Origin of the sequence: Iodidimonas sp. SYSU 1G8 (assembly GCF_039655775.1) — a bacterium.
Taxonomy (GTDB): Bacteria; Pseudomonadota; Alphaproteobacteria; order SMXS01; family SMXS01; genus RI-34.
The window spans coordinates 1,721,916-1,746,324 of sequence record NZ_JBBYXJ010000001.1 but is presented as its reverse complement, the minus strand read 5'-3'; the positions used below and the strand labels follow the sequence as shown (position 1 = coordinate 1,746,324).

Below are 24,409 nucleotides of genomic sequence, written 5' to 3'. Positions count from 1 at the left end.
TCATGATCGACGTCTATGGCATCAAGAATTGCGACACGGTGAAGAAGGCCCGCGACTGGCTGGACGCCAGCGGCATCGCCTACCGGTTCCACGACTTCAAGCAGGAAGGCCTTGATGCCCAGACGGCGGCACGCTGGATCGGCGCGCTGGGCCGCGACGTGGTCATCAACAAACGTGGCACGACCTGGCGCAAGCTGTCGCCTGAACAGCAGGACCTGGCCGATGACGCCGCGGCGGCGGCGCTCGTCTCCGCGCAGCCGTCGCTGGTGAAGCGGCCGGTGTTCGATACCGGCGGCGCCCTGTTCGTCGGCTTCGGGGATGAACAAAAGCAGGCTCTCGCCAAGACTTGATGTTACCGTTTCCCGGCTGTGACGATCCAGGTGGGTAGGTAGATGAACGATGTCGAGGACGACAGGCACTCCGGCCCGGTACTGCGCATCGTCCTGACGGCCGTCGGCCTCGTCCAGGGATTGGGGCTGTTCCTGCTCTTCGAGGATGTCTGGGCAGCCCGCACGGCCCTGTTGATGGGGCTCACGACCCTGTGTCTGCTCGGGCCATCCACCTTTCAGCTCACCTACGGCCTCGGCCCCTTGCGCCGCGCGGTCACGGCCAGCGCCGTTCTCGCGCTTCCCATGGCGCTGCTGGCGTGCTGGTATGACTGGCGCATCGATTGGGGCGGAGAGACCCGGTTCACCGACCATCGCGCCGTCTTCTTCACGGCGCTGCCGGTCATCGCCTATATCGTCTGGGCCTATCTCCAGACCTGGGTCGAGGGCGGGCGCCTGCGGTTTGCCTATGCCAGCCTGTTCCGCTTCGCCTGGAGCAACATCCTGATCGCGGCCATCGCCGCCGCCTTCCTCGGCGCATTCTGGCTGGTGTTGCTGCTCTGGGGCGCGCTGTTCCATCTGGTCGGCATCGATTTCTTCAAGGATCTCTTCCAGGAGAGCATCTTCGCCTGGCTTTTCTCCGGCGCGGTGTTCGGCCTCGGCATCGCCGTGGCGCGCGAGAACGGCAAGCTGGTGCCGGTGCTGCGGCGGGTGGCGCTGATGCTGTTCCAGATTCTGGCGCCGGTGCTCGCCGCCGCCGCCCTGCTGTTCCTCGCCGTGCTGCCCGTGACCGGGCTGGAGCCACTGTGGGCGACCCGGTCCGCGACGCTGGTGCTGGTGAGCCTGCTGTTCGCGCTGGCGCTGTTCGCCAACGCGGTGATCCAGGATGGCGACCGGCTGCTGCCGTTCGGGCGCTGGATGAACTGGCTGATGGGGGCCAGCCTGGTCGCCATGCCGGTCTTCGCTGGCATCGCCTTCTATGCCGTGCGGCTGCGGATCGACCAGTACGGCCTGACGCCGGAGCGGTTCATCGGCCAGTTCATCGTCATCGCCGCGTCTGTTCTGTCACTGGCCTACGCGGCCTCGGTCCTGCTGCGCTGGCGCGACTGGACGGGCTGCATCACGCGGGTCAATCCGTGGATCGCGCCGCTGGTCGCCGTGATGGCGGCGCTGCTGTTCACCCCGCTGGCCGATCCCTACGGGCGCAGCGCCTATGCCCAGGTCGAGCGTCTGGCCGCGGGCGAGGTGACGGTGGAGGCGTTCGATTACGGTTTGCTGAAGTTCAAGACCGGCAGGCCGGGCCGTTATGCCCTCGACAATGTCCGGCTCATGCAGGGCGGGCATCCGCAGGGCGACGTGATCGCCGCCAGGATCGCCGCCGTGGACGAGGCGAAGCATTACTGGGAAGTCCGGCTGGACCCGTCCATGATCCCGGCGAACGATCTTATCGGTCTCCGAGCAAAGCTGGTGGTGCGTCCGGCGGGAACGGAGGTGCCCGACGAGGTTATCGCCGCCATGAACGATTCCCGCGACTGGGCCTTGCGGGAATGCCTTCAGGATAGTCAGCGCTGCGGCATACTGGTCACCGACCTGAACCGCGACGGCACACCGGAATTCGTGTTCCTCTCGATGATGACGGCGACTGTCATAGGCAGCACCCAGGATGCCTCCGAGAGCGCGCCCGAAGGCCCACGGATATCGGGAATGATGATCTATCGATCGAGTGACGGATGGGCCACGGCCGACAGCAGCTACATCCCGGCGTCGGACACCCTCTGGAATGCGTTCCTCGCGGGGGATATCGAATTGGTGGAACCCGCGTATTATGATATCCGCATCGGCAAGAATCGTTTGCACTATTGAACGGAACCCAGTTGCCCCTGAACGAAGACCGCAAGACCCTGATCCTGACCGGCGCCAGCCGGGGCATCGGGCACGCCACCGTGAAGCGCTTCTCCAGCGCCGGGTGGCGCGTGATCACCTGTTCGCGCATGGCGTTCTCCGAAGACTGTCCATGGGACGGCGGCGAAGACAACCACATCCAGATCGATCTGGCCGATCCCGACAGCCGCTCCAAGGGAATCGAGCTGATGCGCCAGCGGCTGAACGGCAGCCCGCTCAACGCGCTGGTCAACAATGCGGGCATCTCGCCCAAGGGACCGGGCGGCGTGCGTCTCAGTTCCATCGACACGCCGGTCGACGTCTGGCACCGGGTCTACGAGGTGAATCTGGTGGCGCCGCTGCTGCTGGCGCGGGGGCTGATGGACGAGCTCAAGGCGGCGCGCGGCGCCGTGGTCAACGTCACGTCCATCGCCGACAGCCGGGTGCATCCGTTCGCCGGCACCGCCTATGCCACGTCGAAGGCGGCGCTGGCCGCGCTGACCCGCGAGATGGCGTCGGATTTCGGGCCGCATGGCATCCGGGTCAACGCCATCGCGCCGGGCGAGATCGACACGTCGATCCTGTCGCCTGGCACCGACAAGATCGTTGAGCAGATTCCCATGCGCCGTCTTGGCACGCCGGAGGAGGTCGCCAAGGCGATCTATTTCCTGTGCTCCGAGCAGTCCAGCTACGTCACCGGCGCGGAACTGCACGTCAATGGCGGGCAGCACGTCTAGCCGCGCCTCATTCTCGTAACGGCCCACCAAGGGTCATCTGGCAAAAACACTCGGGGAACGACCGATGCCCAAGGACAAGATCAAACTCAACGCCCTGCAGAACAAGACGCTTGCGCTGATGCAGGAGTTGGCCCGTCACCGGGAAACCTCGATCATCGACGAGGAATCCGGCGATGTCGTCGTCACCCACATGCCGCATGCCCACGGCGACCACGTGCATGTGGGCGAGTACGTGGTATCCACCAAGGACATCACCGGCTTCAGCAACGAGGCCGTCTGGATCGCCCTGGAGCGTAAGGGGCTCGCCAAGTCCCACTTCCCCGTCGCCATCACCCTGACCAAGGACGGCCTGAACTACGATACGGGCCTGCTCAACGCCGCCAAGTCCGACCACTAAGGCGCGTGCGCCCGCTGGCCGCGATCGCGCTCGTCGCCATCGCGGTCATGCTCGGGCCGCGTGATTCGCAGACCCTGGCGGCGGATAACGCGTGCGCGGATGCGGCCGAAGCGGCGCTGCGGCCCTGTCTGCTCGACCGCATCGAAGGCCTGCTTGGCCATCCCGAGATTCGTGTGCGAGATCCGGCGGATGCCAGCGCGGCCTGGTACCGGCTCGCCGTGCTCGCGAGCGAGGCGGGCGATGTCGCGCGGGTGAGCCGCATCGTCCCGCGAATCGGCGACCCCAGGAAACGGCGCAGTGGGCTCGCGGTGCTGGCGGCCACTCAGGCGAGGGCGGGGGATGCCCACGCGGCGGTCTCGATCCTCAACCGGCTGCTGGGCGATTCGGATGCCCATGCCCGGCTGCCGGCCATGCCCGACGGGGACATCATTACCGTACTGGTGGCGCTGCGCGACCCGTCCCAGACCCGCCGCTATTTCCAGATCCTGCCGGTCGCGGCGCGGCCCGAGGCGCTGGTGGCGCTGACGGAGGCGCTGGTGCGTGGCGGTGCCCTCGATGAGGCGGAACGCCTTGTCGCGGATCAGGGCGACGCCGCGCCGGCACGGCGGGTTCAGGGCGCATGGCCGCTCGTTGCGATGCTGATCGATGCCGGCCGTCACGACACCGCGCGGCGCCTTGCCGGGTTGCTGCCCCAGGCGGACCGCGACCGGCTGGAGGCGCACATCGCGCTGCGGATCGACATGGACGGCCGAACCGACGAGGCGCGCCGCATTCTCGGCCGCTTGCTGGCCGTGCCGCGGCCGGACGATCATGTCCGTCTGGCGGGCGCCATCTTCGCCGTGCGCCGGGGCGACTGGAACAACGTCCGCGACCGTTTCCCGGCAACCATAGGCGACGAAGCGCTGGGCGAGTTGTTCTGGATGGAACTGGTGGACCGGGGCCGCCCGGATCTGGCGCTCGATCTTGCGACCGGAGTGCTCCGCATCGAGGACCGTCCGGCGGCGCTGGCGCGTCTTGCCCGCCTGATCGTCTCGCATCCCGACCACCGCCTGCGCGCCCGTCTGTTCGACGCCGCCGATCAGGCCATGGACGAGCGGATCAAGCGGGGCGCCATGCAGGCCGGCATCCTTCGTCATCAGCCGGCCGCCATCGAGGATCTGGAACGGGCCCATATGGAGGCCGGCGACCTGGACAAGGCCCGGGATATCGCCCGCAGGGTCGAGGACGCGCTGAAGGATGGCGCCGGGCACATGCCGCGCATCGTGTCCGCCGAGATTGTGCCGCGGGTCTGGCAGCCCGTCATGGAGGCTATGATCGAGAACGGCGAGAGGGATGAGGTCCTGGCGCTCGCCTCGGATGCGCCGCTGCGGGCCGAGGCCGCGCGCCGGGCGCTGGCGCGGCAGGGGCTGACGGGGGATGCGATCGAGCTGGCGGTACGGAATGCGCCGGACCGTCTGGCCCTCGCGACCTATCTTCTGGATATCGCCGGTACGTTGCCGGCCTCGGGGAAGGAGACACGATGACCCGCTGGCTTGCCCTGTCGGCCCTGTTGGTTCTGGCCGTGCCCGGTGCGGCGCAGGCGCAGGAGGCCGGGACATCCTGCGCGCAGACCAGGCCGGACAAGGCCATGGCGGACTGCCTGCTCGGCCGGGCGGTCGCCCTGCTGGGCGATCCGGCCATGGCGTCAAAGGAGGCGTCTACACGCGACGTGCTGTGGGACTGGGTCAGCCAGACCGCCGGGGCGACCGGCAATACGGAAAAGTTGCGGGCAAGCGCGGACCGGATCACTGATCCCAACCAGCGGCGCGTGGCCCTTGGTCGCTTGGGCACGCACCTGGCCGGGACCGGCGACACGCGGGGCGCGGTGGCAGTGCTGGATGCCATGCTGGCCGAGCCCTTGCCGCCCAATGCGCGGCAGGTGGACTGGGGCGCGGTGTCCATTCTCGCGGCGCTGGACAACCCGGCGCGTATCAAGGCCTATCTCGAGAGCTGGCCCGCCGAACGGCGGGTGAACGCTCTCCTGGGACTGGTTCGGGTCTATCAGGAGTCCAAGCGGATGGACCGGGCTGCCGCGCTCATCAAGGAGTTCGGCGCGGCCGACTCCAACGCGGGCGTGCCGATCATCCTGCATTCGCGGACCGCGCTGGACTTCGTCAAGGCCGGCCGGCTCGAGGCGGCGCGCCAGACGGGGCGTCTGCTGCCGGATTCGGACCGGCTGCGCATGGAGGCGCGGCTCGCCCTGAAGCTGTTCGACCAGGGCAAGCGGGACGAAGCTGTCAAGGCGATGACCGCCCTGCTGGCGGCGGCGCCGCGATCCACCGACGCGCGCCTCGCCGCCAGCCTGATGGCCGCGCGCACCGGCGATTTCGCGGCCATGCGGGCCCGCTTTCCCACGGCGCTGAGCTATGATCAGGCGCTGCTCGACGATCTCTGGGCGCTGCTCGCCGAGGCGGGCCAGAGCGACGAGGCGCGCGCCCTGATCGCCACCATGAACAATGGCAAGGACAGGATCGCGGCCTCCGCCCGCATGGCGCTGCTGCTCGCCAAGGATGATCCGGCCGGCGCCGCCCGTTTCGTCGCCGATGCCCGCGCCGTGATCGATCCGATCCTGGCCGACCAGCACGGCGCGCCCCAGCGCCTGATGGATTTCGGTCCGGCGCTGCGCACCCTGACCGAGGCCCACATCGCCCTCGGTCAGCGGGCCGAAGCCGCCGCGCTGGTCGCCCTGCTGGAGCAGCGTTTCGCCGCCGATCGCTACGGCCTGCGGCGTTCGCGCGCGACCGAGACGCTGGCCATGACCAATCAGGTGCTGCTGGCCGACCGCATCAGCCGCGGTGACGCGGCCGCTGTCACGGCGGCGGTCGACCCGTCGTGGCGCGCGCTGGCGGCCCGCCGCGCGTTGCTTGAGGCAAAGCGGTTCAAGGATGCCGTCACTCTTGCCGAGCGCGAAAACCCCGACATCGCGGCCAAAACGGGTGACATTCTCGCCGTGGCCCAATACATAGCGAAACACTGAAAATTCACGCGTAAACGAATCAGGGGACAGATGGCATGACCACCTACAAGTCGCTCAAGACCGAGGTGAAGGATCGCATCCTCACCATCACGCTGAACCGCCCGGAACGGCTGAACGCCTTCAACTTCGACATGCAGTCGGAAATGGTCGAGGTGTTCAAGAAGGTGAATGACGAGGACGAGGTCCGCGCGGTCATCGTCACCGGCGAAGGCCGCGGCTTCTGCGCCGGCGCCGACCTGGGCGCGGGCGGCTCCACCTTCGACACCGACAAGCGCCCCAGCATCGACAAGGTCGGCCCCGGCGGCCTGTGGCGCGACGGCGGTGGCCGCGTGACCCTGCAGATCTTCGAGTGCCTGAAGCCGGTCATCGCCGCCTGCAACGGCCCGGCGGTGGGCGTCGGTGTCACCATGCAGCTGCCCATGGACATCCGCCTCGCCTCGACCGAGGCGCGCTATGGTTTCGTGTTCGGCCGCCGCGGCCTGGTGATGGAAGCGTGCTCCAGCTGGTTCCTGCCGCGCCTCGTCGGCATCCAGCAGGCGACCAAATGGTGCTATTCGGGCCGCGTCTTCCCGGCGCAGGAAGCGCTCGATGGCGGCCTGGTGTCGGAAATCCTGGCGCCCGAGGACCTGATCCCGCGCGCCCGCGAGATCGGCCGTGAGATCGCCGAGAACACTTCCGCCGTCTCCGTGGCGCTGATGCGCCAGATGATGTGGCGCATGCTGGGCGCGTCGCACCCCATGGAAGCCCACAACATCGACAGCCGCGGCATCGCCACCCTGGGCAAGATGGCCGACGCCGCCGAAGGCGTCACCTCGTTCCTGGAAAAGCGCCCGGCGGACTACAAGCTGAAAGTGTCCGAAGACATGCCCGGCTGGTTCCCCTGGTGGGACGAACCCCGCTTCGGCTGAGAGCCGTTGCGAAAGGGGCCTTCGGGCCCCTTTTTTGCGGACCTGTGCGAATGCCGGTGAACAATCGATGCAACTGACCGCGCGTTTCATGTCCGGTTGAGGCAACGGTTTTCGTCCTTTCGACGCAGTAATATCGCTGTCGCTACCGCCCGGGCCTTCGGCTATCCTTTTTGACGCGACCCGATACGACAAGCGCACCCAGGCCCTCGCGATCCTGCTGTCCGGCGTCGCCGGTTATGTCGACGCGACCGGATTCATGGCGACGGGCGGGTTCTTTCTTTCCTTCATGAGCGGCAACACGACGCGTCTGGCCGTGGGCTTTGCCGAGGCCGCGCCGTTCATCGCGCTTGTGGCGAGCCTGATCGCCGCCTTCGTGCTGGGCGCCATGGGCGGGTCGCTGGTCGGCAGGTTGGCGCAGCAGCGCCGTCGCGGCGCGGTGTTGCTGTTCGTCGCGGCCCTGCTCGCGGCAGCCGGCGGCCTGGCCGCGATGGGCCATGACTGGGTCGCCGTGGTTCTGGCGGCCGGGTCGATGGGCGCGGAGAACGCGGTGTTCGAGGACGAGGGCGACGTGCGCATCGGCCTCACCTACATGACCGGCGCGCTGGTGAAATTCGCCCAGCGCCTCCTGGCGAGCTTCTTTGGCGAGGCGCGGTGGGCATGGCTCTCCCACCTGCTGCTCTGGTTCGGGCTTGTCATGGGCGCGGTCGTGGGGGCGGCGACCTACCCTCATCTCGGTCTGCAAGGGCTATGGGCCGCTTCGGTTGCGCTGGTGATACTGGCGGGGATTGCCTACCTGATGGGGCCGGCACGTCCGCGCAAGGCGTGCGATGTCTAGTGCTCCTCCTGGCTCTATTGCGTTGAAGGCGGCTCAGCGTCGCCGTCATCTTGTCGTGGTTGCGACTTCAGCGGATGGCCACAATGTCGGCAAGTTTTAGGAATCCAGAATTCCTAAGGTCGAAGGAAGCTGTGGCCGAAACCATAGCTGTTAAGCAGTTTGCTGTCGCACGAAGCACAGCGTGCAGCTCCGGAAGCCAGCTCGTAGAAAGCAAAAGCGCCTGAGTATAGGACGGCCACTGCAAAAGTGACCTTCATGAAGGAATGCGAACCGGTCGCTGCAGACCATCCGATGGCTAAAAACATTGCGGCGATAATTATCAACCAGCCTATGTAGAGTCTTCGATAAATGAGATTGGGTGTCGCCATATCCCCATGATATTGGACGACTTCCAAGTGGTCTACTCACCGGTTGCGAAGGGGCCTTCGGAGCCCTTTTTTGTCAGGGACGCTTGTCCGCCAACGCCTCGCCGCCTTCTTCCTCTTCCAGCAGGGCCGCTGCGTCGCCTGAGGCGGACAGCCTGACCTGATTGCCCTCAACCTCGGCCACGAGCGCGCCGGAGATGTAGTGATGATGGTCGCTGTGCGAGCCACTGTCGGCCTTCGTCATCCTGATGCGATTGCCTTCTACCTTGTCCACCGTGCCGATGTGGACGCCATCGGCGCCGATGATTTCCATATGGGCCGTGACGCGGCTGAGATCGGACATGACTGGCTCCTGCGATGATTGGGTTCTGAAAAACAACGCTCCAGCGGCGGATCGGTGCCGTGAGGGGCGCTTGGGAGATGATGGCAACGGCCTTCGTTCGATTTACTCTCAAGCCTGATTTCGCAGCGCATCGAGCACCCAACGGAGACGTCGCATGAGCATCATCCTCACCGCCTTCGAAAGTTCACCCGACGAGGGACGGGGGCTCGCGCGCGACATGCGGGTTCGCTGGGCGCTGGAGGAGGTGGGGCAGGCCTATCATGTCCGCCTGGTGTCGTTCGCGGCGATGAAGGAGGCGGCGCATCTGGCGCTGCACCCTTTCGGACAGATCCCGACCTATGAGGACGGCGATCTGGTGCTTTTCGAAACCGGCGCGATCGTGCTCCATGTCGCCCAGCGGCATCCGGGCCTGCTGCCCGAGGATGCCGATGCGCGGGCACGCGCTACCGCGTGGATGTTCGCGGCGCTCAACACGGTGGAGCCGCCCATCGTCGAGCGCGAACAGTCCTGGTATTTGGAGGGCGACAAGCCCTGGTATGCCGAGCGCCTGCCTGGCCTCAATGCGCGGGTGCGCGCACGGCTGGACCCGCTGTCCGCGCGCCTGGCCGATGCCGAGTGGCTCGACGGGGCGTTCAGCGCCGCCGATCTGCTGATGGTGACCGTGCTGCGCCGGCTGGAAGGATCGGACATCCTTGAGGATTATCCGACCCTGCGCGCCTATATCGCCCGGGGCGAAGCGCGTCCCGCCTACCGGCGTGCCTTTGCTGACCAGCTGGCGGTGTTCACCGCGAGCCGACCGGTGGGCTAAGGCTCTCACTTCTTTCTATTTGTTCAGCTCCTTTGCATACTTCGCCGCGTCTCGCCGGCCAACTTGTCCAGAGCGAACAAGGTTCCGTCATCCGGGAGGGCCGGCGCCCGCGAATATGCTCGACTTCGCCGGGCGCGCGTGGGAGCATTTCAGCATGAATGATGAAATTCTCAGACAGATCGTGGACCGCCAGGAGATCACCGACGGCCTCCACTGGTACACCAAATGGGTCGACCTCAACCGGGTCGACAAGCAGGTGCAGATCCTCACCGAGGACGGGCGCCTCTCGTTTGGCGGCGGCCACTGGATCGAGGGGCGCGATAATATCGAGGCCTTGATCACGCCGCTGGTGCAGGTCTACGCCGCGACCCACCACTACATCACCAATATCGAGATCGAGTTCGACGGCGCCGACGCGGCGCGCTCCCAGTGCTACCTCCATGCCTGGCACCGCCCGGTCGACGGCGGCGACGACTTCGTGCTCTATGCGCAGTATCACGACCGCTGGGTCAGGACGGCGGACGGCTGGCGGATCAAGGAACGCCGCCTGAAGACCGCCGGCACCACCGGCCGCCCCGAAGGCATGGCCGGCATGGACCCGCTCGACCGCGCTCCGTCCCGCACATAAGAGCGGGACGCTCACGCGATCAGAGGTATTCCCTACTCGTTCAGTTCCTTGGCATATTTCGCCGCGTTCTCGCCGGCCAGCTTGCCGAACACCAGGCATGGGCCGTAGGAGCCGCCGCCGCCGATGTAGCGGTCGCCGTGCAGGTTGCCGACCGTCTCGCCGGCGGCATAGAGGCCGCGAATGGGTTTGTCGGCCTTGTTCATCACGCAGGTGTCCGCGTTGATGCGCAGGCCCGTGCCGGTCCAGCACAGGATGGCGGGGCGGATTTCCACGGCATAGAACGGGCCTTTCCGGATCGGCGCCATTTTCGCCTTCTTGAAGAAAGCGGTGTCCTGGCCGGCGTCCACATCGGCGTTGTAGCGCTCGGCCATGCCTTCCAGCCCTTCCGGATCGATGCCGGCCTTGGCGGCCAGCTTGGCCAGCGTGTCGGCGCGGAAGATCCGGCCGTCCTCGGCCTTCTGCTGCAGCACGTCGTTGACCCAGTAGGCCTGGAACTGCGGGCTGCGCTTGGCGGCGGCGCGCGAGTCCTCGTCGAAGATGGCATAGGCGCTGCCGCCCTGCTTGTTCAGCAGCCCGGCCATCACGGTGTAGTTGACGGTCTCGTCGCAGAAGCGGCGTCCGTCCTTGTTCACCATCACCAGCCAGCCCGGCAGCGCCACTTCCAGGTCGCGGCTGAAGCCCGGCGTGGCGAGGATCAGGGCGCGGTCATGGCCATCGATCACGCCGCCGACGGCCTGGCCGAGGGTGAGGCCGTCGCCGCGTGCGCCATCAGCCCCGATGTACCAGTTCCAGTCGCCGCCGGCCGCCGCCTGGGGCAGGTACTTCTGGATCATCTCCGGATTGTTGCCGAAGCCGCCTGTCGCCATGATGACCGCGCCGCAGGTCGCCTCGTCGTCGCCGATGCGCACGCCCGTGACCCGGCCCTCGTCATTGGTCACCAGCGCGGTGACGCGCGAGTTCAGCACCACGTCGATGCCCTTGTTGCTGCGATGGCCATCCAGCACGTTGATCACCTCCTCGCCGTCGCCTTCCGGCGGATGGCCGCGCGGCACCGAGCCGACGCCGGAGGCATACAGCCCTTCCTTGGGATATTTCACGCCCAAGCCGAGCATCCATTCCAGGGTCGGGGCGGACAGGTCGCAGTAGCGCCGCACCACCGCCGGATCCACCAGCCACTGGGCCAAGGTCATGTAATGCTCGAACATGGCGTCGGCGGTATCGCCATTGACGCCCGCCGCCCTTTGCACCGAGGTGCCGGCGGCATAGAAATGCCCGCCCGACAGGCGCGACGAGCCGCCGACCTTCTTTTCGCTTTCCACCACCAGAACGGACGCGCCCGCATCCGACGCCGCGACGGCCGCGGCCAAACCAGCAGCGCCCGAGCCGACGACGATGACGTCATAATCTCTTGCCATATCTTGTCTTCCCCAACCGTTCGCGCTCGTGAGAGCGTACCCGCCCGTTTCCGGGCTTCCCCATTTCCAGGCCACATTCACGCCTGACGGAAATCAGAGTAATGCGGCGGGCCGCCGTGGGCCAGCCCGTATATGTAACGGACGTAAGGCGTTCGAGGCGTTGACTCGGTTTACCAGCACCCGTAAATGCTGATCCCGGAGGCGGCCCTGTCACGGGTGCGCCGCAGGACAACGGGGAGTGTCAGTCATGGAATACGATGATGTCGTGCGGGGACGCCGGAGCATTCGCGGCTACCAGGCGAAGCCGGTGCCCAAGGCGCTGGTCCGCGAGGTGATCGAAATGGCCATGCGGGCGCCGTCCTCGTTCAATACCCAGCCGTGGAATTTCTACGTGGTGTCGGGCGAGCCGCTGAACCGCATCCGGGCCGGGAACACCGAGCGGATTCTGGCGGGCGTACCCGAATCGCGCGAGTTCCGGTCGCACGGCGCCTATGCGGGCATTCATCGCGACAGGCAGATCGAAGTCGCCAAGCAGCTGTTCGGCGCCATGGGCATCGCGCGGGACGACAAGGACGGGCGCCAGGACTGGGTGCTGCGCGGGTTTCGCCAGTTCGACGCGCCCGTGTCCATCGTCGTCACCTATGACCGCTCCATCTTCGGCGGCGACTACGGCCCCTTCGACTGCGGCGGTGTCGCCAACGCCATCGTCAACGCCGCCTGGTCGCGCGGCCTGGGCTGCGTGATCAACAGCCAAGGCATCATGCAGTCGCCGGTGGTGCGCGAGCATGCGAACATTCCCGAAGACCAGGTGATCATGACCTGTATCGCCATGGGCTATCCGGACGACTCTTTCCCGGCCAACGCGGTGGTCTCGCTCCGCAAGCCCGTGGACGAGGCCGCGACCTTCATCGGCTTCGACGAGGAATAAGTCTCATCGCCGTCAGAACATGCCGTTCGGGTTGGCCGACCGGTCCGGAATGATCTGGAGCACGTCCCAGTGCTCCACGATCCTGCCCCGGTCATCCAGGCGGAAGATGTCGATGGCCGCGTAGTCATGATCGCCGGGCCAGTGTTGAAGGCAGTGCAGCACGACGCAGTCGCCTTCGGCGAGCGCCCGTTTGATCTCGACCCGCTTGCCTGGCCACTCGCGCGCCATGCGCTCGAAATAGTCGATGAAGCCCTGCTTGCCGGTGGCCACGTGCGGGTTGTGCTGGATGTAGTCGTCGCCCGCATAGCGCTCGATCGCGTCGCGTGGACGGCACTCGTTGAACATCAGTTCATAGAACGCGATGACGGTGGCCTTGTTGCGCTCCAGATCCGTCATCGGCATGCCCGCCAAATTCAGCCCAGCGACTCGAAATCCATGCCCAGATCGATGGCCGGCGCGGACTGGGTGAGGCGGCCGACCGAAATGTAATCGACGCCGGTTTCGGCGATACCGCGGATGGTCCGCAGGTTCACGCCGCCCGACGCTTCCAGCGGCACGGTGGCGAATGCCACGGCCTCGCGCAGCTGATCGAGGGTCATGTTGTCCAGCAGCAGGCTGTCGGCGCCCGCCGCGATGGCCTCGCGGGCCTGTTCCAGCGTGTCGCACTCCACCTGTACCTTCAGCGCGGTGTGGGCGCGGCAGGCGCTGATGGCGGCGGTGACGCCGCCGGCGACGGCGATGTGGTTGTCCTTGATCAGCACGGCGTCATAGAGGCCCATGCGGTGATTGGTGCCGCCGCCCATCTTCACCGCGTATTTCTCCAGCAGGCGCAGGCCGGGAATGGTCTTTCGGGTATCGAGCAGCCGCGCCCCGGTACCGGCGATGGCATCCACATAGGTGCGCGTCAGGGTGGCGACGCCCGACAGATGTTGCAGGATGTTGAGGGCCGAGCGCTCGGCGGTCAGCAGGGCGCGGGCCGGTCCGTCCATGCGCAGCACGGTGTCGCCGGGACGGGCGGTCTCGCCGTCGCCGACCAGCACCTCGATCTCGGCGCCGGGCGCCAGCCGCCGGACGATGGCGATGGCGACGGGCAGTCCCGCGACCACCAGAATCTCGCGCGCGGCGATGCGCGCCCGGAAGCGGGCATCGGCCGGAATGGTCGCCTCGGCCGTGACGTCGCCAGTGCCCACATCCTCGGCGAGGGTGCGGGTGATGAAGTCGTCCAGCGCCTCGGGCGACAGCGGCAGATCAGGCATGTTTGGCGGGCGTCGCGGGCGGCGGCGACATGTCGAGCATCCGCTGCACCGAGCGCAGCGCCCGGACGCGGATATCCTCGGGCACCTCGATCTGCGGCGTCATGTTCGCGAGGCACAAATAGAGCTTTTCCATGGTGTTCAGCGCCATGAAGGGGCAGTTGTTGCAGTTGCAGTTGCCGTCATCATTCGGCGCGCCGATGAAGGTCTTGTGCGGCGCGCTCTTTTGCATCTGGTGCATGATGTGCGGCTCGGTGACCACGATGAAGGTCTCGGCGGCCGAGGTCAGCGCGTAGTTCAGGATCGACGAGGTCGAGCCCACATGGTCGGCATGCTGCAGGATGTGGCCCGGACATTCCGGATGGGCGATGACCGGCGCGCCCGGGTGCTGGCCCATCAGCTTGATCAGCTCCCGTTCCGAGAACTGTTCGTGGACGATGCACGAGCCCTGCCACAGCAGCATGTCGCGGCCGGTCTTCTTGGCCAGATAGCCGCCCAGAAACCGGTCCGGCGCGAACAGGATCGGCTTGTCCTCGGGGATCTGGTTGACGATGTATTCGGCGTTGCTCGAGGTCACGATGATGTCGGACAGCGCCTTCACCTCGGCCGAGCAGTTGATATAGGTCAGCGATACATGGTCCGGGTGTTCCTCGCGGAACTTGCGGAACTGGTCCGGCGGACAGCTGTCCTCCAGCGAGCAGCCGGCCTTCATGTCGGGCAGGATCACGGTCTTCTGCGGGCTCAGGATCTTGGCCGTCTCGGCCATGAAGCGTACGCCGCAGAACACGATGACGTCGGCGTCCGTGGCGGCCGCCTTGCGTGACAGGTCCAGCGAATCCCCGACGAAGTCGGCGATGTCCTGGATCTCACCCTCTTGATAATAATGGGCCAGGATGACGGCGTTGCGCTCCTTGCGCAGCCTGTCGATCTCGGCTTTCAGATCGATGAATGGATCGATCTCGGTGACGTTCAGCGGCTTCAGGTTGCCCTTGGGCCGGTCGAGGACCGTTGTGTTCATGGCATCATCCGGGCTTGCGCCCGCTCCCGGCTGGATGACGTCTAGCGTGGCGCGTTATGTTGGCCATGCGCGACCGGATAACAAGGAAATTCAGCGAAGGGCTGGGATGCGCGGAAGGGGAAGAGCGAGCCGCTAAACCTGCAGTTTGTCCAGCGCCGCGTTCAGGCGGTCGAACATGGTGTCGACCTGGTCCTCGGTGATGATCAGCGGCGGGCACAGGATGGCCACGTCGCCCACGGCGCGGATCATCAGCCCTTCCTCCTGGCAGGCGAGCAGCGCCTTCATGCCCACGGTCAGCTTGGGATCGAAGGGCTTTTTCGTCGCCTTGTCCTCGACCAACTCGACTCCGCCCATCAGTCCGCCGCCCAGGCGCGCCTCGCCGACGAGGGGATGACCCGACAGGTCGGCCAGGCGCCGCTGGAAGCGCGGGATCAGGCCGCGCACATGCTCGAGCATGTTGCGCTCCTCGTAGATCTGCAGGGTGCGCAGCGCGACGGCGGCGCAGACCGGGTGGCCGGAATAGGTGTTGCCGTGGCCGAAGGTGCCGATCTTCCTCGACTGCTCGATCATGGCCTCGTGCATGAAGGACGGAATGGTCACGGCGCCGATGGGCAGATAGGCCGAGGACAGCGCCTTGGCGCAAGTCACCATGTCCGGCTGCATGTCGACCGTCTGGCAGCCCCAGTAATTGCCCGTGCGCAGGAAGCCGGTGATGACCTCGTCCGCGACCAGCAGGATGTCGTACTTCTTCAGCACGGCCTGCAGCTTGGGGAAATAGCTCTGCGGCGGCACGATCAGGCCGCCGGCGCCCTGGATCGGTTCGGCGAAGAAGGCCGCGACGGTCTCGGGGCCGACCTTGTTGATCAGGCGCTCCAGGTTGGCGATGATCCGGTCGACGAACTGTTCCTCGCTCTCGCCGGGCTTGCCCTCGCGGTAGTAGTGCGGGCAATCCGTGTGCAGGAAGCCTTTCAGCGGCAGGTCCCAGTCCAGGTGGTTGTGGGTCAGGCCGGTGACGCTGGCCGAGGCGACCGTGACGCCGTGATAGGCCTTCATGCGGCCGATGATCTTCTTCTTCTCCGGCCGGCCGATGGCGTTGTTGTAGTACCAGATCAGCTTGATCGCGGTGTCGTTGGCGCTGGAGCCCGAGCCGACGAAGAACACGCGGGCCGTGTCGACGGGCGCCACCGATTTCAGCTTCTCGGCCAGTTCGATGGCGGGGCCGTGGCTGCGGCTCTGGAACAGATGGCTGAAGGCCAGTTTTTCCATCTGCGCCGTGGCGGCGTGAATCAGCTCCTTCTCGCCATAGCCCAGCGAGGTGCACCAGAGGCCAGCCACGCCTTCGATGTATTGCTTCCCGTCCGTATCCCACACATGGATGCCTTCGCCGCGGTCGATGACCAGCGGGCCGTTCTCGGCATGCTTCGCCAGATTGGTGTAGGGGTGGACCAGATTGTCGATGTCGCGCGCTTCGAGGGAATTGGGGATCGCCGACATCAGTTATCAACCGCCGTGTAGAGGGATTTCATGGTGGCCGTTTCCGTCGAGGAGACGACGCGGCCCGTATCGATCATATGCTCCAGATGCGCCAGCACCGATCGCGACGCGGCCGGGTGCAGGTTCTCCGGCACGTTGGCGTACATGATCTTGACCATGGCCGGGATATAGCGCGCGTCCGAGCGCAGGCAGGCCATGATCTGCGCCTCGCGTTCCTCGCGGTGGGTGATGAAGGCCTGCACGAACGGTTTGGGATCGGTGATCGCGGGTCCGTGGGTCGGCCAGTAGATTTCGTCGTCCCGGTCCAGCAGCAGGCGCAGGCTGTCCATGTAGGACTTCATGTCGCCATCGGGCGGCGCGATGACCGAGGTGGACCAACCCATCACATGATCGCCGGTGAACAGCGCCTTGTGCTCGCGGTACTGCCAGCTCATGTGGTTCGAGGTATGGCCCGGCGTGAACACGGCCTCGGCGGACCAGCCATTGCCCTCGACAACGTCGCCATGGGCGACGCGCACATCCGGCATGAAGTCCCAGTCGCCGCCTTCCTCGGACTCGCCCCGGCCGCGGGCGCCGCCATGCGGGCCGTAGGCATAGGTCTTCGCGCCGGTCAGCGCCTTCAGCGGCGCGGCGGCGGGAGAGTGATCCATGTGGGTGTGGGTAATCAGGATATGGGTGATCCGCTCGCCCGGCTTCAGGCCCGCCAGGATCGCGTCCACATGCTCGGGCAGGTTGGGGCCGGGGTCGATCACCGCGACCTCGCCGTCGCCGATGATGTAGGTGCCGCTGCCCGTATAGGTAAACGGCCCCTTGTTGGCGGCGATGACGCGCCGGATGCCGGGCGCGACCTGCTGGGTCACGCCATATTCGAACTGGATGTCGCGTACGTACGGAATTTCGACCATGGCGCTACTCTATCCGTGTCCAGACTTGTGAGCCGCAGAAAATCCACACGCAGCCTCTGACTTTCAACTGCTTTTCGTCGAGAAGGTTGAGTTTGGACCGATAGCTGCGGCCGGCGCGCGGATCGTGGATCGTGCCGTCCTCCCAGGACAGGCCACCAATATAGCGGAAATTCTCCAACAGCAGGTGCCCGTCATAGGTGGGCTCGCCCGGGAGCGCCGTGCCGTCATCGCGGATATGACCGCAGAGTGCCTCGCCGCAGGGACGGATTTCGATCCGGCCGCCTTCCGGCGACGACCAGAAGCCGTGGATCGCCCCGGCATCGTCCGCGCCGGCTGAAAACGGCGCGAGGACGAGGGCAAGTATCAGCCATCGCGGGAGACGGATCATGGCGGGGGAACGGGCGCCGCACGGTTCAGGTTCCGTCTGCCGCGCGCATGCGGGATTTTCTTGTCAGGCCCGGTATTCCGCGCTACTTTGGAACAAATGAGGAACATTTGGAGTCGCCGATATGTCCCCGGAACTGATTCACTTGATGTGCTGGATGTTGCTCGCTGCCATGACCGTGCTTTTGCTGGTCGGCGGCGCGAGAACATTTCGTGAACTTCGCGAGGTTCTGCGCGAGCGACGGTTGCGTCGGGCATTGAACTACCGGCCAGCATACCGCCACGGCAAGGCCATCTGCGGCATCTAGTCGCTCAGCTCGACAGGACTTCCTGCAGGCGCTTGGCCAGCACTTCGCGGCGATAGGGCTTGCTGATCATCTCCACGGTCGTGTCCGGCGGCAGCACGTTCTGGAACGACGCGCTCTCGCCATAGCCGGAGGTGAACAGGACCTTCAGACCCGGAAACCGCTTGCGCGCCGCCTGGGCGATCTCGACTCCGCCGATACCCTCGGGCAGCACGAGATCGGTGAACAGCAGATCGATGTGAGGGAGTTTATCGAGCAGGGCGATGGCCATCTGTCCATCGGCCGCCTCGTGGGTCTTGTAGCCCATCCGGTTCAGCAGCAGAACCGCCAGGTCGCGCAGGTCGCTGTCATCCTCGACGACCAGCACCACCTCATTATTGCCCGCCGGCATGGATGATTTCACTTTCTGACGGCTGGGTGAGGGAACCGATTGGGCGGCCTTCGGCAGGTAGAGGTGCACGGTGGTTCCCGCGCCAGTCGCGCTGTCGATATAGATGTGGCCGGCCGACTGCTGCACGAAGCCGTAGATCATGCTCAGTCCCAGACCGCTGCCGACGCCCACATCCTTGGTGGTGAAGAACGGCTCGAACGCCTTTTCCAGGACCTCGGGCGCCATGCCGGTGCCGGTATCGCGCACCGTCAGCTTGAGATAGTCGCCGGCGGGGATGACCGTCGGGTCGCGGACCAGGTCGTGCTCGAGCGACAGATTGGCCGTTTCCAGCAACAGGCGGCCGCCCTGCGGCATGGCGTCGCGCGCATTCAGCGCGAGGTTGAGCAGCACGTTCTCCATCTGCCCGGGATCGATGAGCACCGGCCAGGGAGCATTCACCAGACGAGGTTCCACGTTGATGGTCTCGCCGAGCGTGCGTTGCAGAATGGTCGTCATCGATCCGACGAGTTCGTTCAGATCGGTCAGTTCAGGCTTCAGCGGCTGCTTGCGCGCGAATGCCAGCAGGCGTTTGGAAAGCTCGGCGCCGCGCCGGACGGATCGAAGACTGGCCTCGATATAGCTGGCATGTTCGCCGCGGTTGTCGATCTGCTCGCGCAGCAACTCCAGATTGCCCGAGATGACGCCCAGCAGATTGTTGAAGTCATGGGCGATGCCGCCGGTCAACTGGCCGAGGGAGTCGAGCTTCTGCGCGTGATGCAGCGCCTCTTCGGCGCGCTGTTTCTCGGTGATGTCCACAATGGTGACCTGGCGGGCGGCTTCGCCTTCCCAGTCCACTTCGCGGGCATTGACCTCGACCCAGACGGTGCTGCCGTCTTCCCGGCGGCCGCGCAGCTTCCAGGCGGGAGAGATGGTCTTGCGCATGCTGTCCTGGCCGCGCTTCAGGTCTTCGGCCGAACAATAATCCAGCACCGAGCGGCCGATCATGCGGTCGGTGGTGCTGCCATAGATCTGGGCGGCGGACTGATTCACATAGACGATCCGGGAGTCCCGGTGGATCATCACGCCCTGCAGCGAGCCATCCACCAAATTGCGGAACTTGGTCTCGGCCTCGCGCACGCCCTTTTCCGCCTCCCAGCGTGCGGTGACGTCGCGCATCACCCCGATCCGGCCGATAATGGCGCCATCCGGACCGCGCATGGGCGTCACCGAGGATTCGATGACCCGGCGGCTGCCGTCCGGCCGAACGATCTCGGTCTCGTCGGACCAGGTCCGGTTTTCGTTCAGGGTGCTGTGAATGGTGTCCTGGACGACTGCCTTTTCAGGACCGGCGGGCAGGAAGGAGAAGGTCGACAGGCCCAGCAGCTCCGTCTCCGGAACGCCGAGGATTTCGCAGGCCGCCGGGTTGCAGTTGACGATGATGCCGTCGACGTCGGTGACCACGAATCCTTCGCGGATCTGGCCAAGGATGAATGTCTCCAGTCGGCTGTCGCCGGCATGGACCCTGGCACGTGCCGGCACGGGCCGCGGGGCACCCGACACGTCCTCTTCGGCCACGAAAGCGATGGTGACGCCTTCGCCGACCTGCTTGGCGCGAATTCGCAGCGCCGTACGGCCGGCCACCGGCCACGCCATGAAAGAGGTGTGTGCCGCGCGCAAGTGTCCGAGGGCCGCGTCGGCCAGCGTCGCGGGAGCGCCCGGACCGAAGTCACCGCGCAGGGCGCAGTACGACATCAGGTCATGGGCGGTGGCGCCCGTCATCACGGCGGGGGGAAGCTGGAGAAGTTCGACCAGCGCCGGGTTCCAGGCAATAATCGACAGGTCCTCGCCAAAGGCGAAAATGCCTTCGGAGAGGTCGCTGAACAGCGTGGCGCTGAGGTGCGACCACTTTTTGTCGATCGTGTTGGCCAAGGTCCCTTCCAAGTTCGGCCCTAACTTGAAAACAGTAACCGTTTCTTGACGGTAACGTTCCTGCCCGTGCATCAATCAAGCTCTCGACGGCCTCGCGACAGTCGAGCGACCTGACGATACACCGAATTAAACGGCCCCGGCAAACGGTGAAAGCGACAGTTACCGATTAAGTGTCTGTGACGATTCCGGTTTCCGGCCGTCGACGCCGTCGGTTCAACGCCGCATATTGTGGAACAGACGATCCAGCAGGGCGCGCAGGCATTTGGTTTCATCTTCGCTAAACCCTTCCAATATCAGGGACTCATAGCGTTGAGCTTCCGGGATCAGCGTATCGACGAGTGCCCGGCCCGTCTCCGTCAACGACACGATGACGCCGCGGGCGTCCTGGTCGCCGCGATGCCGCGTGACATAGCCATCCTGCTCCAGGCGCGTTACCACCCGGGAAACCGTCCACATCTCGATGCCGGTAAAATCGGAAAGTTCACCGATTCGCTGGCTCTCGTGCTGGTTGAGCGAGGCGATGATGCGCCAGACGGTGATGTTGATCCCGTGCGGCTTCAGGCCAGAGCCGAAATCCGCCGCGACGCGGGTCGCGCCGCGGTTGATCAGGAAGGGCACGTACTCGTTCAGATTGAAGGCGGAAATCTCATCGCTCCCGGTCGAGACCATCTGGTCGGGCATGGTTGAGTGAAGATCGGGGCCGTCTCTCATGCCGGGATCCGATCGTTGACAGGGGGGAAGAACACGGAATGGGCGAGCCGTACCGGCAGCGGGAAATAGCCGGAGGCGTCGAAGGGGCGCCAGTCGTCAAGGCTCTGGGCGAGCCTGTCGGCTATGACGATCTGGACCAGCGGATTGACCGCCATCCCCAGATGCGAGCACAGGATCTCGATGTTCTCGCGGGGCGTGCCCTGCGCATCGAACAGGTAGTTGCCTGGAATCTGGGTCGTGCGTACTGGCGCGATACCGTCAAGCCGGCTGTAGATCGCCACCAGCGGAATCCCGGCGGGCGGATCGTCGCTGAAGATGTGATCGCGGTCGCGCCGGCCAAAGGGCCTGCCACGGCGCAGTGGCTGACCGGTGACGGCGGGATCCAGCGGCATAACATGCGCCGGACTGCCCATGGTCACGATACGGTCGACGAGATCGGGATAGCGGCGGCCGATCTCGCGGGCGTACATGCCCCCTAGCGAATGGCCGACCAGCGCCACTGGCGCGCCCGTCGTCTCGGCAAGGCGCGAGGCACGCTTGGCGATCTGGTTGGTCTGCTGCTCGAATCGGGCGCGGTCGGGAATGCCCCGGTTCAGCCCCAGGCCCCAGGACTCCGCCGTATAACCGAGATTGTTGAGGGCGTCGTTGAGCGGGGCAACGGTCTCGTCCGTGCCGGTGAAGCCGGGAATGGTGATCACCGCCTTGGGCGCGGCGGCGCGGCGGGCGACGGAAAGCGCCAGCGGACCGTACAGGAACTGGCCGACATATTCGCAGCCCGCCAGCAGGATATCGCTGCCCAGGCGGAACTGGCGATAGCCGTTTCTCAGCATGGTGTCATTCATGGCGGTCACGACGCCTTGCCGGCCGGGGTGCGTCGCGAGGGCAGCCGAAGCGCCTTCGCCTTGACCGGCGCGGTCCTTCCGGCGCGCGGCATGGACAGGCCGCGCACGGTGTCCGGCGCGACGCCCGCGGCCGCGTCGGGGAACACCTCGTTGCGCAGTTCCTCGAAGCTGGCCAGTAGATCGTCGCGCAGTTCGGCCAGATCGGGCAGGAGCTTGGCGCAGGAGATCAGTCCGAAATCCAGCGTATCGCAGTAGCTTTGGACGGTGATGTTGAGGCCGAGGCCGTGAGTGATCAGCGACAGCGGGTGATAATGCAGCATCCGGGCGCCGTTCAGGTACAGCACCTCGCGCGGGCCGGCCACGTTGGAGATGGTGACGTTGAACATCGGCTGGTGCAGGTCCGCCAGCTTGAGCCCGCCATACAACTGGGAGGCGAGGCGCAGCGCCAGCGGTGCGCCGGCGATATTGTAGTTCTGGATCATGGCGCCCTTGGTCGCCTCGACCTGGGCCTTGGCGTCGCGGCTGCGCTTGTTGACCGCGCGCAGCCGGTCGATCGGGTCGGCGATATCGGTGGCGAGGCCGCAGACCATGCCGGTGACCAGCGTGCCCATGTGATCGGCGTTGGCATCGCCGCGGCGCAGCGAGACGGGTACCATGGCCAGCAATTCCTCGCCGACCTGACTTCCCGCGCGCAGCAGGTAGCGGCGCAACGCGCCCGCGCATACGCTCATGACCACGTCGTTGAGCGTCACCTTCAGGGCATTCTTGATCGCCTTCGCCTCGCCCAGCGGCACCGATGCCATGACATAGCGGCGGCTGCGCGAGACCGAGCGGTTGAAGGGCGTGGGCGGGGCGACCCGGTTCAGGGTCTCGCCATGGCTCAGCCGGTCCATCATCACGCTGGAATAATTGTTCGCCGCCTCGGCCATGCGCGGCAGGGACTCGAGCATGGTAAGAGGCTGGCGCATGAAGCTCAGGAATGCGTCGCTTAGCAACTCCCACATATGCGGCGCCTCGGTGCCCTCGGGGAGATTGTCCGGCAGCACGACATGGCGCGGCTCGGGCGTGCGGTCCATCATCAGGTCGAGTTGCATGACGCCGGATTCGCCATCGATCACCGCGTGATGGATCTTGATCACCAGGCAGACGCGGTTGCCCTGGATGCCCTCGATCAGATGGTACTCCCAGAGCGGACGGTTCATGTCCATGGGCGCGGCGGCGATGCGCGAGCAGGCTGCCTCGAGCTGCTCCAGCGAACCCGGTTTGGGCAGGCGCACGCGGCGGATGTGATAGTCGAAATCGATGTTGCGCACGTCGTCGTGCCAGACCGGATGATCGAGGCCGAACGGTGTATCGACACGGCGGATCCGGTAGTTCTTCAGCGCCGGGGCACGCTGCCGGACCAGTTCCTTGACCTGCTTGAAAAAGGTCTCCGTGTCGGTGCCCTCGGGCAACTGGAAGATCGGACAGCTGGCCACGTGCAGCGGCACGTCCTCACTTTCGAGGTGCAACCAGCTGGCGTCCGCGCCGGATAGTTTTTCGATATGCGTGCTCATCGGATGTGTCTCCCCTCGCGGCTTCAGAAGCCGTCTTCAAGCTGCTTGCCGAACATGCCGCCGATGGTCCGGGCGACGGACCGCGGCGTGTAGCGCAGCCACTCCACGCCGAGCTGATAGGCGAGGCCGTTGATGCGGATCACTTCATTGGCGTGCAGCGCCTCGAAGCCCTCGCGCGCGACCTGTCTGGCATCGAGCTTCATGAAGTTCGGCACCGCCGGATTGGGGCCGGCCTTGCCGGTGGCGTTGCGCGAGAATTCGGTTTCGGTCAGGCCGGGACACAGGGCGGTGACGGCGATGTTGTAGGGTTTCAGTTCTTCGCTCAGCGCTTCGGTAAGGGACAGCACGAACGCCTTGGTCGCACCGTAAACGGCGGCGCCCGGCGTCGGATTGAAGGCCGCGACCGAGGCAACGTTCAGGATCCGGCCTTCCTTGTTCTCGATCATGGGCCCGGCGAACAGGTGCGAGAGCGCGGTCAAAGCGGCGACATTGACGGCCACCATCTCGGTCACGCGCGACAATGGCGTTTCGCCGAAGCTCTTGAAGGTGCCGAAGCCGGCATTGTTGATGAGGACATCGATATGGATGCCCGCCTCGTTCACCGCCTTGAAAATTTGCTGGGGCGCGGTGGCCTTGGAGAGGTCCTTCGGCACCACGGTCACACTGGTGCCATACGCATCGTACAGCTCTCCGGCGAGGCTCTCGAGCTTGGCGACATCGCGGGCGACGACGACGAGATTGTAGCCGTGCTCTGCAAAGACAGCGGCGAGTTCGCGGCCTATCCCCGTTGACGCGCCCGTCACAAGCGCGGTCTTTCCGTATCCGTGAGCCATGCAATCTCCCCGATGCGCACTCATGCTGCGCTGCAGCAATACATATTGCGATGCGTTATAACGAACAGAGATGATGGTTGCAAATACAAGTATGTTGCGGTGCAGCTATGCGCTGACTGCATGGTCAGATCTGATTGCGCCGGCTTGGATCGGCGCTTGAGAGCGGGCTTCCGCCGTTTACCAGGCGGTAAGCCGGGTGCTAAATAGACGCGAAACAACTGG

Annotated in this window: 25 protein-coding genes; 12 read left to right on the top strand and 13 right to left on the bottom strand. The window is 65.6% G+C overall.

Annotated elements, in window-relative coordinates; genetic code table 11:
- The first annotated feature begins 2 nt into the window (after positions 1 to 2).
- The 8 genes from WJU17_RS08305 to WJU17_RS08270 all read left to right on the top strand — a co-directional run bounded on the left by WJU17_RS08305 (position 3) and on the right by WJU17_RS08270 (position 8,100).
- Positions 3 to 350 carry an ArsC family reductase gene (locus WJU17_RS08305; protein ID WP_346326854.1) on the top strand — a complete coding sequence of 116 codons (348 nt, stop codon included), beginning with the start codon at positions 3 to 5 and terminating at the stop codon, positions 348 to 350.
- 42 nt (positions 351 to 392) lie between these two features.
- On the top strand, positions 393 to 2,189 hold the full coding sequence (locus WJU17_RS08300) for a hypothetical protein (protein ID WP_346326853.1): 1,797 nt from the start codon (positions 393 to 395) through the stop codon (positions 2,187 to 2,189).
- Positions 2,186 to 2,944, top strand: a complete 759-nt coding sequence (locus WJU17_RS08295; RefSeq protein ID WP_346326852.1) for an SDR family oxidoreductase — start codon at positions 2,186 to 2,188, stop codon at positions 2,942 to 2,944. Before WJU17_RS08300 ends, WJU17_RS08295 begins: the two co-directional genes overlap by 4 nt.
- A 64-nt stretch (positions 2,945 to 3,008) precedes the next feature.
- Positions 3,009 to 3,341, top strand: a complete 333-nt coding sequence (locus tag WJU17_RS08290) for a hypothetical protein (protein WP_346326851.1) — start codon at positions 3,009 to 3,011, stop codon at positions 3,339 to 3,341.
- 5 nt (positions 3,342 to 3,346) lie between these two features.
- On the top strand, positions 3,347 to 4,864 hold the full coding sequence (locus WJU17_RS08285; protein WP_346326850.1) for a hypothetical protein: 1,518 nt from the start codon (positions 3,347 to 3,349) through the stop codon (positions 4,862 to 4,864).
- On the top strand, positions 4,861 to 6,357 hold the full coding sequence (locus tag WJU17_RS08280; protein ID WP_346326849.1) for a hypothetical protein: 1,497 nt from the start codon (positions 4,861 to 4,863) through the stop codon (positions 6,355 to 6,357). The genes WJU17_RS08285 and WJU17_RS08280 overlap by 4 nt, the downstream gene beginning before the upstream one ends.
- 35 nt (positions 6,358 to 6,392) lie before the next feature.
- Positions 6,393 to 7,265: a crotonase/enoyl-CoA hydratase family protein gene (locus tag WJU17_RS08275; protein ID WP_346326848.1), complete on the top strand. Its 873-nt coding sequence runs from the start codon at positions 6,393 to 6,395 to the stop codon at positions 7,263 to 7,265.
- 130 nt (positions 7,266 to 7,395) lie between these two features.
- Positions 7,396 to 8,100, top strand: coding sequence for a YoaK family protein (locus tag WJU17_RS08270; RefSeq protein ID WP_346327418.1), 705 nt, complete (start codon positions 7,396 to 7,398; stop codon positions 8,098 to 8,100).
- A 441-nt stretch (positions 8,101 to 8,541) separates the two neighbouring features.
- Here WJU17_RS08270 and WJU17_RS08265 read toward each other — a convergent pair whose 3' ends face one another.
- Positions 8,542 to 8,808, bottom strand: coding sequence for a DUF2171 domain-containing protein (locus tag WJU17_RS08265; RefSeq protein ID WP_346326847.1), 267 nt, complete (start codon positions 8,806 to 8,808; stop codon positions 8,542 to 8,544).
- Between the two features lie 154 nt (positions 8,809 to 8,962).
- On the opposite strand from WJU17_RS08265, the gene WJU17_RS08260 reads away from it, so the two are divergent.
- Both WJU17_RS08260 and WJU17_RS08255 read left to right on the top strand, forming a co-directional pair.
- Complete coding sequence (locus WJU17_RS08260) at positions 8,963 to 9,616, top strand: glutathione S-transferase family protein (protein ID WP_346326846.1); 654 nt, start codon at positions 8,963 to 8,965, stop codon at positions 9,614 to 9,616.
- Between the two features lie 154 nt (positions 9,617 to 9,770).
- Positions 9,771 to 10,244, top strand: coding sequence for a nuclear transport factor 2 family protein (locus tag WJU17_RS08255; protein ID WP_346326845.1), 474 nt, complete (start codon positions 9,771 to 9,773; stop codon positions 10,242 to 10,244).
- A gap of 32 nt (positions 10,245 to 10,276) precedes the next feature.
- Here the strand turns inward: WJU17_RS08255 and WJU17_RS08250 are convergent, their stop codons facing one another.
- Positions 10,277 to 11,659, bottom strand: coding sequence for an FAD-dependent oxidoreductase (locus tag WJU17_RS08250; RefSeq protein ID WP_346326844.1), 1,383 nt, complete (start codon positions 11,657 to 11,659; stop codon positions 10,277 to 10,279).
- A gap of 247 nt (positions 11,660 to 11,906) precedes the next feature.
- Here WJU17_RS08250 and WJU17_RS08245 point away from each other — a divergent pair, with 247 nt between their 5' ends.
- Positions 11,907 to 12,587 carry a nitroreductase gene (locus tag WJU17_RS08245; RefSeq protein ID WP_346326843.1) on the top strand — a complete coding sequence of 227 codons (681 nt, stop codon included), beginning with the start codon at positions 11,907 to 11,909 and terminating at the stop codon, positions 12,585 to 12,587.
- Positions 12,588 to 12,599: 12 nt separating this feature from the next.
- On the opposite strand, the gene WJU17_RS08240 is transcribed toward WJU17_RS08245, so the two are convergent.
- The 6 genes from WJU17_RS08240 to WJU17_RS08215 all read right to left on the bottom strand — a co-directional run bounded on the left by WJU17_RS08240 (position 12,600) and on the right by WJU17_RS08215 (position 17,645).
- Positions 12,600 to 12,983, bottom strand: a complete 384-nt coding sequence (locus tag WJU17_RS08240; protein WP_346326842.1) for a nuclear transport factor 2 family protein — start codon at positions 12,981 to 12,983, stop codon at positions 12,600 to 12,602.
- A gap of 17 nt (positions 12,984 to 13,000) precedes the next feature.
- On the bottom strand, positions 13,001 to 13,843 hold the full coding sequence (gene nadC, locus WJU17_RS08235) for a carboxylating nicotinate-nucleotide diphosphorylase (protein WP_346326841.1): 843 nt from the start codon (positions 13,841 to 13,843) through the stop codon (positions 13,001 to 13,003).
- Positions 13,836 to 14,858, bottom strand: a complete 1,023-nt coding sequence (gene nadA, locus WJU17_RS08230; RefSeq protein WP_346326840.1) for a quinolinate synthase NadA — start codon at positions 14,856 to 14,858, stop codon at positions 13,836 to 13,838. Before nadA ends, nadC begins: the two co-directional genes overlap by 8 nt.
- A gap of 132 nt (positions 14,859 to 14,990) precedes the next feature.
- A complete protein-coding gene (locus WJU17_RS08225) occupies positions 14,991 to 16,352 on the bottom strand; it encodes an aminotransferase (protein WP_346326839.1) in 1,362 nt (453 codons plus the stop codon).
- Positions 16,352 to 17,257: an MBL fold metallo-hydrolase gene (locus tag WJU17_RS08220; RefSeq protein ID WP_346326838.1), complete on the bottom strand. Its 906-nt coding sequence runs from the start codon at positions 17,255 to 17,257 to the stop codon at positions 16,352 to 16,354. The genes WJU17_RS08225 and WJU17_RS08220 overlap by 1 nt, the downstream gene beginning before the upstream one ends.
- A 4-nt stretch (positions 17,258 to 17,261) precedes the next feature.
- Positions 17,262 to 17,645 carry a DUF2147 domain-containing protein gene (locus WJU17_RS08215; RefSeq protein WP_346326837.1) on the bottom strand — a complete coding sequence of 128 codons (384 nt, stop codon included), beginning with the start codon at positions 17,643 to 17,645 and terminating at the stop codon, positions 17,262 to 17,264.
- A gap of 121 nt (positions 17,646 to 17,766) precedes the next feature.
- On the opposite strand from WJU17_RS08215, the gene WJU17_RS08210 reads away from it, so the two are divergent.
- Positions 17,767 to 17,949, top strand: a complete 183-nt coding sequence (locus WJU17_RS08210) for a hypothetical protein (protein ID WP_346326836.1) — start codon at positions 17,767 to 17,769, stop codon at positions 17,947 to 17,949.
- 4 nt (positions 17,950 to 17,953) lie between these two features.
- Here WJU17_RS08210 and WJU17_RS08205 read toward each other — a convergent pair whose 3' ends face one another.
- From WJU17_RS08205 to WJU17_RS08185, 5 genes are all read right to left on the bottom strand, one after another.
- A complete protein-coding gene (locus WJU17_RS08205; protein ID WP_346326835.1) occupies positions 17,954 to 20,245 on the bottom strand; it encodes a PAS domain S-box protein in 2,292 nt (763 codons plus the stop codon).
- A 213-nt stretch (positions 20,246 to 20,458) separates the two neighbouring features.
- Complete coding sequence (locus tag WJU17_RS08200; RefSeq protein ID WP_346326834.1) at positions 20,459 to 20,956, bottom strand: MarR family transcriptional regulator; 498 nt, start codon at positions 20,954 to 20,956, stop codon at positions 20,459 to 20,461.
- Positions 20,953 to 21,798 carry an alpha/beta fold hydrolase gene (locus WJU17_RS08195; protein WP_346327417.1) on the bottom strand — a complete coding sequence of 282 codons (846 nt, stop codon included), beginning with the start codon at positions 21,796 to 21,798 and terminating at the stop codon, positions 20,953 to 20,955. The genes WJU17_RS08200 and WJU17_RS08195 overlap by 4 nt, the downstream gene beginning before the upstream one ends.
- A gap of 5 nt (positions 21,799 to 21,803) precedes the next feature.
- Positions 21,804 to 23,354, bottom strand: coding sequence for a wax ester/triacylglycerol synthase family O-acyltransferase (locus tag WJU17_RS08190; RefSeq protein WP_346326833.1), 1,551 nt, complete (start codon positions 23,352 to 23,354; stop codon positions 21,804 to 21,806).
- A 23-nt stretch (positions 23,355 to 23,377) separates the two neighbouring features.
- Entirely contained in the window at positions 23,378 to 24,187 is an 810-nt protein-coding gene (locus WJU17_RS08185; protein WP_346326832.1) for an SDR family oxidoreductase, read from the bottom strand.
- Positions 24,188 to 24,409: the final 222 nt, after the last annotated feature.

Excerpts from the sequence above, each read along its gene's own strand:
- WJU17_RS08290 (WP_346326851.1), top strand. The coding sequence starts at position 3,009 with ATGCCCAAGGACAAGATCAAACTCAACGCCCTGCAGAACAAGACGCTT.
- WJU17_RS08225 (WP_346326839.1), bottom strand. The coding sequence starts at position 16,352 with ATGTCGGCGATCCCCAATTCCCTCGAAGCGCGCGACATCGACAATCTG.
- WJU17_RS08255 (WP_346326845.1), top strand. The coding sequence starts at position 9,771 with ATGAATGATGAAATTCTCAGACAGATCGTGGACCGCCAGGAGATCACC.
- WJU17_RS08260 (WP_346326846.1), top strand. The coding sequence starts at position 8,963 with ATGAGCATCATCCTCACCGCCTTCGAAAGTTCACCCGACGAGGGACGG.
- nadA (WP_346326840.1), bottom strand. The coding sequence starts at position 14,858 with ATGAACACAACGGTCCTCGACCGGCCCAAGGGCAACCTGAAGCCGCTG.
- WJU17_RS08300 (WP_346326853.1), top strand. The coding sequence starts at position 393 with ATGAACGATGTCGAGGACGACAGGCACTCCGGCCCGGTACTGCGCATC.
- nadC (WP_346326841.1), bottom strand. The coding sequence starts at position 13,843 with ATGCCTGATCTGCCGCTGTCGCCCGAGGCGCTGGACGACTTCATCACC.
- WJU17_RS08240 (WP_346326842.1), bottom strand. The coding sequence starts at position 12,983 with ATGACGGATCTGGAGCGCAACAAGGCCACCGTCATCGCGTTCTATGAA.
- WJU17_RS08195 (WP_346327417.1), bottom strand. The coding sequence starts at position 21,798 with ATGAATGACACCATGCTGAGAAACGGCTATCGCCAGTTCCGCCTGGGC.
- WJU17_RS08275 (WP_346326848.1), top strand. The coding sequence starts at position 6,393 with ATGACCACCTACAAGTCGCTCAAGACCGAGGTGAAGGATCGCATCCTC.
- WJU17_RS08265 (WP_346326847.1), bottom strand. The coding sequence starts at position 8,808 with ATGTCCGATCTCAGCCGCGTCACGGCCCATATGGAAATCATCGGCGCC.
- WJU17_RS08250 (WP_346326844.1), bottom strand. The coding sequence starts at position 11,659 with ATGGCAAGAGATTATGACGTCATCGTCGTCGGCTCGGGCGCTGCTGGT.
- WJU17_RS08220 (WP_346326838.1), bottom strand. The coding sequence starts at position 17,257 with ATGGTCGAAATTCCGTACGTACGCGACATCCAGTTCGAATATGGCGTG.
- WJU17_RS08185 (WP_346326832.1), bottom strand. The coding sequence starts at position 24,187 with ATGGCTCACGGATACGGAAAGACCGCGCTTGTGACGGGCGCGTCAACG.
- WJU17_RS08200 (WP_346326834.1), bottom strand. The coding sequence starts at position 20,956 with ATGAGAGACGGCCCCGATCTTCACTCAACCATGCCCGACCAGATGGTC.
- WJU17_RS08245 (WP_346326843.1), top strand. The coding sequence starts at position 11,907 with ATGGAATACGATGATGTCGTGCGGGGACGCCGGAGCATTCGCGGCTAC.
- WJU17_RS08210 (WP_346326836.1), top strand. The coding sequence starts at position 17,767 with ATGTCCCCGGAACTGATTCACTTGATGTGCTGGATGTTGCTCGCTGCC.
- WJU17_RS08305 (WP_346326854.1), top strand. The coding sequence starts at position 3 with ATGATCGACGTCTATGGCATCAAGAATTGCGACACGGTGAAGAAGGCC.
- WJU17_RS08215 (WP_346326837.1), bottom strand. The coding sequence starts at position 17,645 with ATGATCCGTCTCCCGCGATGGCTGATACTTGCCCTCGTCCTCGCGCCG.
- WJU17_RS08190 (WP_346326833.1), bottom strand. The coding sequence starts at position 23,354 with ATGAGCACGCATATCGAAAAACTATCCGGCGCGGACGCCAGCTGGTTG.
- WJU17_RS08280 (WP_346326849.1), top strand. The coding sequence starts at position 4,861 with ATGACCCGCTGGCTTGCCCTGTCGGCCCTGTTGGTTCTGGCCGTGCCC.